Genomic DNA, 8,568 nt, shown 5'->3' with positions numbered 1-8,568 from the left:
AACAGGTCGTCTCATCGCTGACCGATGGCTTCGATCTTGACACGCTGCTGGCCGGCCTCGATCTCGATGACCTCCTGGGCGGCCTCAACCTCGGCAATCTTCAGGATCAGCTGGCAGCGGCTCGTTCGGGCGATTGGGGGTCCGTGTTCGGCAACGGCACGGTCGGCGGATCTCCTGCTGGCGACGTCATTGCCGGGATCTATGAAAGCGCCGGTCTGTCGCAGGACGGAGTGGACGCGCTGACCGCCAGCGACAATCCGGATCAGCAGCGTGTGGGCACTCAGGCGGCGACCAGTGCCTATACCTCGGCCGCGGCCGAGAATGCGATCGAACAGACCTCGGCCTCGCTCGACCGTACAGCTACGCTGATCGGGCAGATCGACGACGCGACCAATCTCAAGCAGGCGATCGACCTCAACACCCGTGTGACGGGCGAATTGGTCATTGCGCTCATCAATCAGGCCAACATGGAGGCGATCCAGACCGTCTCCATGGGCCAGGCCGGTGTGATCGACGCAGCGACGATGGCCGATGACGAAAAGTTCCTGTCGCTGACCGGCGACGACGCTCTGATTGAGGACGAGTGATGATGAAGCATATCTGGATCGGCTTCTCGCTCGTCGCGCTTGCGCTCGCCATTGGAGGCTGGCTCTGGCTGCGGGACATCACCACACTGCCGTTCTCGCCCCCACAGCCTGAACAAGCCGCCGATCCTGAAACGGCCGCCGTCATGGAGCGTGTCCGTCAGGAACAGGCGGAGGCGCTGGCCGAAGACACCGCGCCCTCGACCGAAGAACCCCAAACGGAGGACCTGGAATGACGACGCCGAAGACACGCCTGATCGGTGCCACGGCCATTGCCGCCCTTGCCCTCGCCGGGGCGCTGGTCGCCTGGCAGGCATCCTCCGACAGCCCCGCCGATCTGGCGCAGCTCTCGGACAACGACAAGCTGGAGATCCTGAACAGCGGCGATGCCGACGCGATCAGCGAGCTTCTGGAAGCCGAGGAGGCCGCCGCGCAGGCGCATTTTGCGCGCGAGCGGCTGGAACGCCAGAAACGGGAGGCCGAGATCGAGGTGGAGCGCGCCGAGGCCAAGGTGCGCGGCGCAGCCTATTGGGACAGCTTCGATCCCGACAGCATCGACCTGACAGGCTTCGATTTTTCAATGGCAGAGGTTGGTCTGCGCGATGAAAGGCGCGCCATGCTCGACAATGCCTCATTCGTCACCGATTTCGAACGTGCCAGCGACTTGAACTATTCTCGTAGCAAATTCGATTGTGATCCATCGCGATATCGGCGGATTGATCGTGTGCTGACACGCGAAGCCCCTCTGCCGATGCCCACAGATGCTTCCGATGTCGCGCGCGTATTGGACTACCTTGCCGACCGTGCAGCGCTCCAAACCGGAGATTGTTCCTGTGCCACTCAGACCGTGCCAATCGAAAAGGGATGGCGCTTGCTCTCCCGCCTGGCAAACGACCCGAGCAGCGAAACAATCAGCGGAAGCTTCGCGAAAGACCGCGCGATGAACGAGATTGCCATATTGTTCCGCACCGCCTTGGACGTTGAAGCGCGTAGTTTCTGTGAACGAGGCTGAGCAATGGAGTTCATCACGATTATCATCGAACTGATCGATGATCGCGTAACACAGGTTGCAGAGAACACCTTCGGACGTCTGGCATCGGTCCTCTCTGGCGGACTGGAAATTCTGGCGGTGCTGCTGATCGTCCTTTACGGCATCAATGTGCTCTTCCGCTTCACGGAATTCTCCTTCCCGCAGCTGATCGGCATCATGATCCGGATCGGTGCGATCTACATGTTCCTGTTTTCGTGGGAAAACTTCAACATCATCTACAGTGCCGGAACGTCCCTCTTCGATACGGTCGGAAACACCGTGCGCAACTTCGTGGCCGGCGATGCCGCCGCAGGCAGCGAGGAAGCAGCAAGAGGCATGTTCTTCATCCTGTCGAACATCATTGACGCTGTTGTCACCGGTCGTGCGATCCTGACCCGCGCCATTGTGGCCGGACTGCTTTTCGCGGTCCTCGGTCTGCTCGCCGTGGTGTATATCCTTGTTGTAGCCTACGCGAAGATGCTTCTGGCGGTTCTGATCGCCATCGCGCCCCTGATGGGGTTCTTCCTGCTGTTCCAACGCACCCGCTCGATGTTCGAGGCCTGGCTGGCCGCCGTCTTCGGCTACCTGATCTATCCGGTGGCAATCGGCGGAGTAATCGGAACCATCGCCGGGCTGCTTGTCCATATCAATACCGGCGAAAGCGGCATTCAGGATCTGAGGAGCGTTCTGGGCTTCATCACGGTGGCAGGTCTGGGCATCAAGATGCTCGCGGACGTGCCGTCCATCGCATCGAGTCTCACCGGGCAGTTCAATCTTGGCTCCATGTCGGGCGCCGCCTCGGCAGCAATGAACCCGATGGGCGCCATGCGTCGCCGCGCGCTCAACTTCGGGGCCGGTTACATGACAGGCCGCACCGCGAAGATGCAGGAACGCGCCAGCGACAAGTCATACGCAAGCGCTGGTATGGCGGCACGCGGTACCGCTGCGGATCGCACGCGCGCCATGCAGACCAAATTTTCCGAAATCGCCCGTTTGAGAAAGGCATCGAAGTGACCGATCAGGCCCTCAAATCCCAACTGAACCGCGACATGTATTTCGGGATCAGGCGGCGCGAACAACTGGCCTGGGTCGTGGCAATCATCGCCGGCCTGGCTGCCCTGCTGCTGGCTGCCGCGATTCTCGTGATGATGCCGCTCAAGACCACGCAAGCCTATCTCGGCCTTGTGGACCGCCAGTCCGGCGACGTGATCCGTGCCTATGAAGTCGGCCGGGCCACGCTGACCGAACGGGATGCGGTGATCGAAAGCTGGGTCTACAACTATGTCCTCGATCGCGAGACCCACGACATTCACGACCAGCAACAGCGTCTCGAACGGGTGATCTCCCGATCCGTCGGCACCGCCCGCGACGATCTGCTCGATCTGTGGAACCCCAGGTCCTCGCGCTATATCCGCAAGCTCATCTCCCGCGACGCGCGTGTGTTCGTAACCATCAACGCGATCACGCTTCTGAGCGAGAACACCGCCCAGGTCCGCCTGCAGAAACGCATCGTCGATGGCACCCGCGAGGGCACATCGAACTACATCGTCACCCTCTCCTGGCGCTTCAAACCCGCGAACACCGCCTCCGACCGGATGATCTGGGAAAACCCCTTCGGCTTCCAGGTGACGGATTATCGCATCGACCATCAATCGGAAGGATAAGGCCATGCCCCGTTTCCCGGCCCTCGCCGCATCTGCAATGTTCGGCTTTTGTGCTCTTTGCAGCGCCGCCACCGCCGAAATCACCCCCTCCGTCAGCCCAACAGACGATCGGGTCCGTACCGTCGTCTTCACCGAACGGCAGGTCTACCGGATCGACACGAAGGTGCTGACCGCCACGACCATCGAGTTCGGTCCGGGCGAGGAAATCATCAACGTCGCCCTCGGCGACAATGTCGGCTTCACTTACGGTCAGCTCGGCGACAACAGCCTCGCCGTCAAGCCGACCCAGACCGGCGTACGCACGAACATGTCGGTTGCCACATCGCGCGGCACCTATGTCTTCGAGATGATCGAAGGCGCGAGGCGGCCGATGTACCTGGTCGAATTCGCCTATCCAAAATCCGGGGCCGCCACCCGCAGCGCGATCCGCGGACCCAGCCCGAATTCGCGGACCTACTATGTCAAGCAGGCCAGCCGGGCGACCGGCTTCATGCCCGCCCGGATCTGGGATGACGGGACCAAGACCTACATGCAGTTCTCTCAGAACGCCGCGATGCCGGCGGCCTTCCGCGCCGATGGCAACGGTCGGGAATACTCGGTCCAGACCAAGATCGAGAACGGCGTGATGATCATTCCGAGCGTTCAGGACCGCTGGGTGCTGCGCCTCGGCGATTCGGAAATCTGCATCTGGTCGGACCGCCTGCGCGCCGCGCTGGCAAAGCAGGGAAAGGGGTGACGCCATGGCTGCACGCAACGAAATCCTGAACCAGAAGCGGACCCCGCGCAAAAGCGGCTGGATGCGGACCACCGCGCTGGCGGCAGGCTTCGCCGCCGTCGGCGGCGCCGGGGTCTATTACGTCCTCTCACAGCCGGACGCTGCTGACGGGGCGCTGCTGGAAACCTCGCAATCCGCCGCGATCCAGCAGAACGACCGCAGCGGCGTCATGGTGCCCGACCTGGGCGAGCCGGAGATCGAGGCCACGCCCGTTGCCGACGATCAGGGCGAACTTGACCGCCTGCGCACGGAAAACGAGCGCCTGGCCGCGCAGATCGCCGAGGAACAGGAAGCGGCCGCCGAACGTCGCAGGCTGTTCGAGGAACGGCTTGACGAGATCGAGCAGGAGAACGCTGACCAGCTCGCGGCGATGCAGGCGCAACTTGAATCCGATTACAGCCGCAGGCAAGCCGAGGCCGCGGCCGAACAGGCCGCGCGCCTGGCCGCCGAGCAGGCCGAAGCCGACCGGCGCAGGGCGCTGGAAGAAGAACGTGCCCGCCGCGAGGAAGAACTGGCCCGCCGGATGCAGGCGCCCCCGGTGATGGGAAAGACCGGCTCGGAGACCTTCGCGAACGGAACAGTCGGCGCCGAGCGGCAGGCCATGTCCGGTGATCGGGAATTCCTGATCGCCAGTGCCGCCGCGACCGAGACCCGCCGCGCCACCGTGACGGCCAATCCCTCGAACACGGTCGGACAGGGCACGATCATCGAGGCCGCGCTTGAAGTCGCGATCAACTCCGACCTTCAGGGCCAGGTGGCAGCCATCGTCTCGCGCGATGTCTGGTCGATGGACATGACCCGCGTGCTGGTGCCCAGGGGCTCGAAGCTGTTCGGCACCTATAATTCCGAGATGGGACAGACCCAGAAGCGCGTCCTGGTGGCATGGACTCGCCTGACCACCACCGACGGACAGACCGTATCGCTCAAGTCCTATGGCTCCGACCGCCTCGGCCGCTCCGGCATGGTCAGCGAGGTGAACAATCACTTTGCTTCCCGCTTCGGCTCGGCCGCGCTGGTCAGCGTCATCAGCGCCCTGCCGTTGCTGCTCTCGGACGATGGCGACGATTCGTCCGGTTCCTCGAACGATGCGGCGGCAAATGTCAGCAACAGCCTGTCGGGCGCCGTGGGCGATGTGATGAAGGGGTATCTCGGCCAGAAACCGACGATCCTCGTGCACCAGGGATCGAACGTGTCGATCCGCGTCGATAGCGACCTGGAATTCTACTGATGCTGGTCCCGCTGCTGATCGACGCGCTGACGCCTCTGCACCAGGTTCTGAAACGTCCCGATCTCGTCGAATGCTCGATGAATGCCGATGGCCGGATCTGGGTGAAACTTCAGGGTCATGCCCAGATGCACACACCGCAGGGCGTCCCGGTATTGCCGCCACAGAAGATGATCGAAATCACCGAACTCTGCGCCGGCGCTGCCGGCGAGAAGTTCGATGAGGACCGCATCCTTGCGACCGGGACATTCGATTTCTGGATCGAGGGCATGGAGGGCGGGACACGCAAGTTCCGCTTCCAGGCCGTTCGCTCGCCGGCCGTCTATGGCGGACCCGTCGCCATGTCGCTGCGCGCCTTCGTGACCGGCGATGCGCAGAAGGATTTCCGCTTCGAGCGGTTGCGGGATCTGGGCAAATCGCTTGAGGCCGAGATTGCCGAGAACGCCCGCGCGATCTTCGACATGGCGCTGGACGGCAATTGCGACTTCGACGACGTTCTGGCGGCCCTCGCGCGCGAACGCATGAACCTGGTGATCTCCGGGGCCACCGACAGCGGCAAGACCGCTCTCACCCGGCGCTATATCTCGTTCATCGAGCCCGATGAGCGCATCATCACCATCGAGAAGGGGGTCGAGCTGTTCCCGACGCAGCCCAACAGCCTGATGCTGCAATCCGAGCTGGACCCGGCAAGCCAGCGCAATCCGACAAAGCTGCTTCAGGCATGCCTGCGTCTCAACCCGCGGCGGATCATCCTCGGTGAACTGCTGGGACCGGAGGCCCAGACCTTCATGGAGGCCATCAACTCCGGCCATGAGGGTTCCATGACCACGATCCATGCCAGCACCGCCCGCATGGCCTTCGAGAAACTGTCCTCGCTGATCCGCCAGTCCGGCGCGCGCATCGACCACAGCGAACTGCTGGAGAACTTCCGCCAGTCGATCCATTGCGTGATCCAGGTGATGGAAGACCGCCGGACCGGGAAACGCGGCATCGCTGAAATCTGGTTCCCGTCACTCGATGCAACCGGGACGCCGTGAGGACCATTTCTGTTCGGTGAGATGGCCCATGCACGGCCTCACCGACTGGAGGAATGGTATGAGCGAAAATTTCAGAACAACGAATTAAGAATTACGAACTGTGATTTGCGTATCACGTCAGACGAGTCTGCGTGCCCGGAGGGACGCTAGACGAACAGATCGGCCCACACCTCCGTGCGGGCCATATCAGAAAGAGATGCAGTCCATGACGGGAATGCCCGTTGGATTGAAGCCTAGTCTTCCTCGATCGGTACGAGCTTCTTGAGCTTCGAGACGGCTCCACGCTTCTTGTCGACAGCCGTCTTCGAATCCTTGTCGATGCTGCTGTCAATATTCGCCATCCGCTTCTGAATAGCCTCCTTGAGCTCCGTTTTGGGCATGGATTTTGCAGTACGCGGTTTTTCGGCATGGCGCTCGGTCTCGAACGTCTTCGCCTCTGCGATCGCTTCGCGCATCTGCCGGTTTTCCACGGCTGTCCGCACCACCTGCTGTTCCAGCCTGTCGATATGCTGCAACTGGCGCGACGGATAGGGATAGGCCCCCTTCTGGCGCTCGAAGATCGGCTTGAAGACAGGATCGGCGTAATAGACGATCTTGTCCGCCAGGATCGGCTGGTGCCCCTCCGGCATCAGCAAGACCTTTGACTTGGGCAGGCCCCGCAGCTGTGCGGCCGTGAACAGCGGCAGCTCTTCGGTCGAGAGATTGACGCTGCGGTTCGAGAAGTCGTTCAGCGTATAGCTGTAGGACGCCTTGAAGCCCGTCCGGGTGCCGAGCGCCTTGGTGATCTCTTCCGTGGTCGAATGATCGTTGGGAGAGATATAGATCTTCATCTCGCAGCCGGCGATCAGGCTTTCGACCTCGGCATCGCTGTAGCCCACAGATTTCAGGCCGGGGATCGACTGTGTAACCACCGTCGTGCGCGCGCCGTGACCGGCAAGCTGCTTCATCGACTGCTGCACGATCGGCATGTAGCCAAGCTGGTCGAACTCGTCGAGCATGATGAACACCTGCCCCAGCCCGCTGTCGTGGTCCGAGCTGGTCTGCCGGATCGAGGCGATCAGGTCCGTGAACATCAGCCGGATCACCGCGTTCAGCGGCGAGATATCGTCCGACTGCACCACGATATAGATCGACTGCCGCCGCGAGCGGATATCGTCGAACCGGATATCGTCGCGCCGGGTCACGGCCTGGATCTGCGGGTTGGCCCACTGCTTCAGCCCGCTGTCGCTCATGACCTGGCTGTAGGATTGCCGGATCTTCGGATCGAGGTTCCCGTAATTCGAGAACTCGCGGCGCACGATGGGATTGTCCGACGACCTCGCGATGGCGTTGTAGCGGTCGCTGTCGCTCACCCCGACCTCGCTGCCATCGCCGAACATCAGCGCATGGACACGGGTCAGCGTCGGATCGCCCATCTCGATGGCACGCAGGCAGCCGGCGATGAACCATTGCTTTGCCCCGCCAAGGAAGTTCGAGGCCGACCCCTCCCCCTTCGCGACCAGGAAATTGTCCGCGAGCTTGTCCAGTTCCGCGTACCGGCGGTTCGGATGCGTGATCGCGGCAATGCGCGCCAGCGGATTGTAGTGGTGCGAGCCATGCTCGAAATCATAGGGCGCGAAGCGAAACACCTCGTCGCCCAGCTCCACCCGCATCCGCGATGTGTTCCGGAAGATTTCGCCCTTCACATCGAGCACCACCAGCGAGCCGTCCGCCAGCAGGCAGTTGGGCGTGAGATAGGACACCCCCTTGCCCGAGCGCGTCGGACCGATCAGCAGGCATTGCGGAAAGGCGTCGATCGGTGCCGAGATGAACTCCGCCTTGAGCGCTTCCTTCGGCGATGTTTCCACCACCTCCAACGGCTTGCCGCGCAGCTCCTTCGGCGGGCGCGCGACCTTGCCAAAGATCAGGCCGCCCTCTTCCAGCGGCGTGATGAAGCCGTTCCGCCGCATCTCCCTGATCCCCTGGAAATGCGCCGTGCCGTAGCGCGTCGTCGTGGTGCTGTAGACCATCACGCCGATGAACACGATGCAGAGCGCAACCACCCCGACGAAGATCGCCGCGGCGATCTTCTGCGCCTCGGTCTGAAGGCTCAGATCGCTCAGCACTCCGACGATCGAGATCGGACTGCCGTTGAAGTCGCGGTTCATGCCGTTCAGCACCAGGCTCGATGCGATCACCGCGATCAGAAGCGTCATGACGATGCCGGCGACGATCCGCACCCGGTCTTTCAGGTCAAGTTCCATGCTGTCCTCC

At 62.3% G+C, this 8,568-nt stretch carries 9 protein-coding genes; 8 read left to right on the top strand and 1 reads right to left on the bottom strand.

What is annotated here, in order from left to right:
* From MU516_RS17045 to MU516_RS17010, 8 genes are all read left to right on the top strand, one after another.
* Positions 1 to 587, top strand: a 587-nt coding sequence (locus tag MU516_RS17045) for a type IV secretion system protein (protein ID WP_260278462.1), incomplete at its 5' end; no start/stop codon positions are given.
* Complete coding sequence (locus tag MU516_RS17040; protein ID WP_260278461.1) at positions 587 to 820, top strand: hypothetical protein; 234 nt, start codon at positions 587 to 589, stop codon at positions 818 to 820. The genes MU516_RS17045 and MU516_RS17040, both read left to right, overlap by 1 nt.
* On the top strand, positions 817 to 1,596 hold the full coding sequence (locus MU516_RS17035; RefSeq protein ID WP_260278460.1) for a hypothetical protein: 780 nt from the start codon (positions 817 to 819) through the stop codon (positions 1,594 to 1,596). Before MU516_RS17040 ends, MU516_RS17035 begins: the two co-directional genes overlap by 4 nt.
* Before the next feature lie 3 nt (positions 1,597 to 1,599).
* Complete coding sequence (locus MU516_RS17030) at positions 1,600 to 2,628, top strand: TrbL/VirB6 family protein (RefSeq protein ID WP_260278459.1); 1,029 nt, start codon at positions 1,600 to 1,602, stop codon at positions 2,626 to 2,628.
* Positions 2,625 to 3,278, top strand: a complete 654-nt coding sequence (locus tag MU516_RS17025; protein ID WP_260278458.1) for a VirB8 family type IV secretion system protein — start codon at positions 2,625 to 2,627, stop codon at positions 3,276 to 3,278. The genes MU516_RS17030 and MU516_RS17025 overlap by 4 nt, the downstream gene beginning before the upstream one ends.
* A 4-nt stretch (positions 3,279 to 3,282) precedes the next feature.
* Complete coding sequence (locus tag MU516_RS17020; protein ID WP_260278457.1) at positions 3,283 to 4,014, top strand: TrbG/VirB9 family P-type conjugative transfer protein; 732 nt, start codon at positions 3,283 to 3,285, stop codon at positions 4,012 to 4,014.
* Positions 4,015 to 4,018: 4 nt separating this feature from the next.
* Positions 4,019 to 5,281: a TraB/TrbI/VirB10 family type IV secretion system protein gene (locus tag MU516_RS17015; RefSeq protein WP_260278456.1), complete on the top strand. Its 1,263-nt coding sequence runs from the start codon at positions 4,019 to 4,021 to the stop codon at positions 5,279 to 5,281.
* Positions 5,281 to 6,315, top strand: coding sequence for an ATPase, T2SS/T4P/T4SS family (locus tag MU516_RS17010; protein ID WP_260278455.1), 1,035 nt, complete (start codon positions 5,281 to 5,283; stop codon positions 6,313 to 6,315). Before MU516_RS17015 ends, MU516_RS17010 begins: the two co-directional genes overlap by 1 nt.
* A 233-nt stretch (positions 6,316 to 6,548) precedes the next feature.
* Here the strand turns inward: MU516_RS17010 and MU516_RS17005 are convergent, their stop codons facing one another.
* On the bottom strand, positions 6,549 to 8,558 hold the full coding sequence (locus MU516_RS17005; protein ID WP_260278454.1) for a type IV secretory system conjugative DNA transfer family protein: 2,010 nt from the start codon (positions 8,556 to 8,558) through the stop codon (positions 6,549 to 6,551).
* Positions 8,559 to 8,568: the final 10 nt, after the last annotated feature.

The organism is Paracoccus maritimus, from assembly GCF_025195095.1.
In the GTDB taxonomy this organism is placed as follows: Bacteria; Pseudomonadota; Alphaproteobacteria; order Rhodobacterales; family Rhodobacteraceae; genus Paracoccus; species Paracoccus maritimus.
Note: the sequence above shows the minus strand (reverse complement) of the source record. Positions and strands in the feature narration are given on the sequence as shown.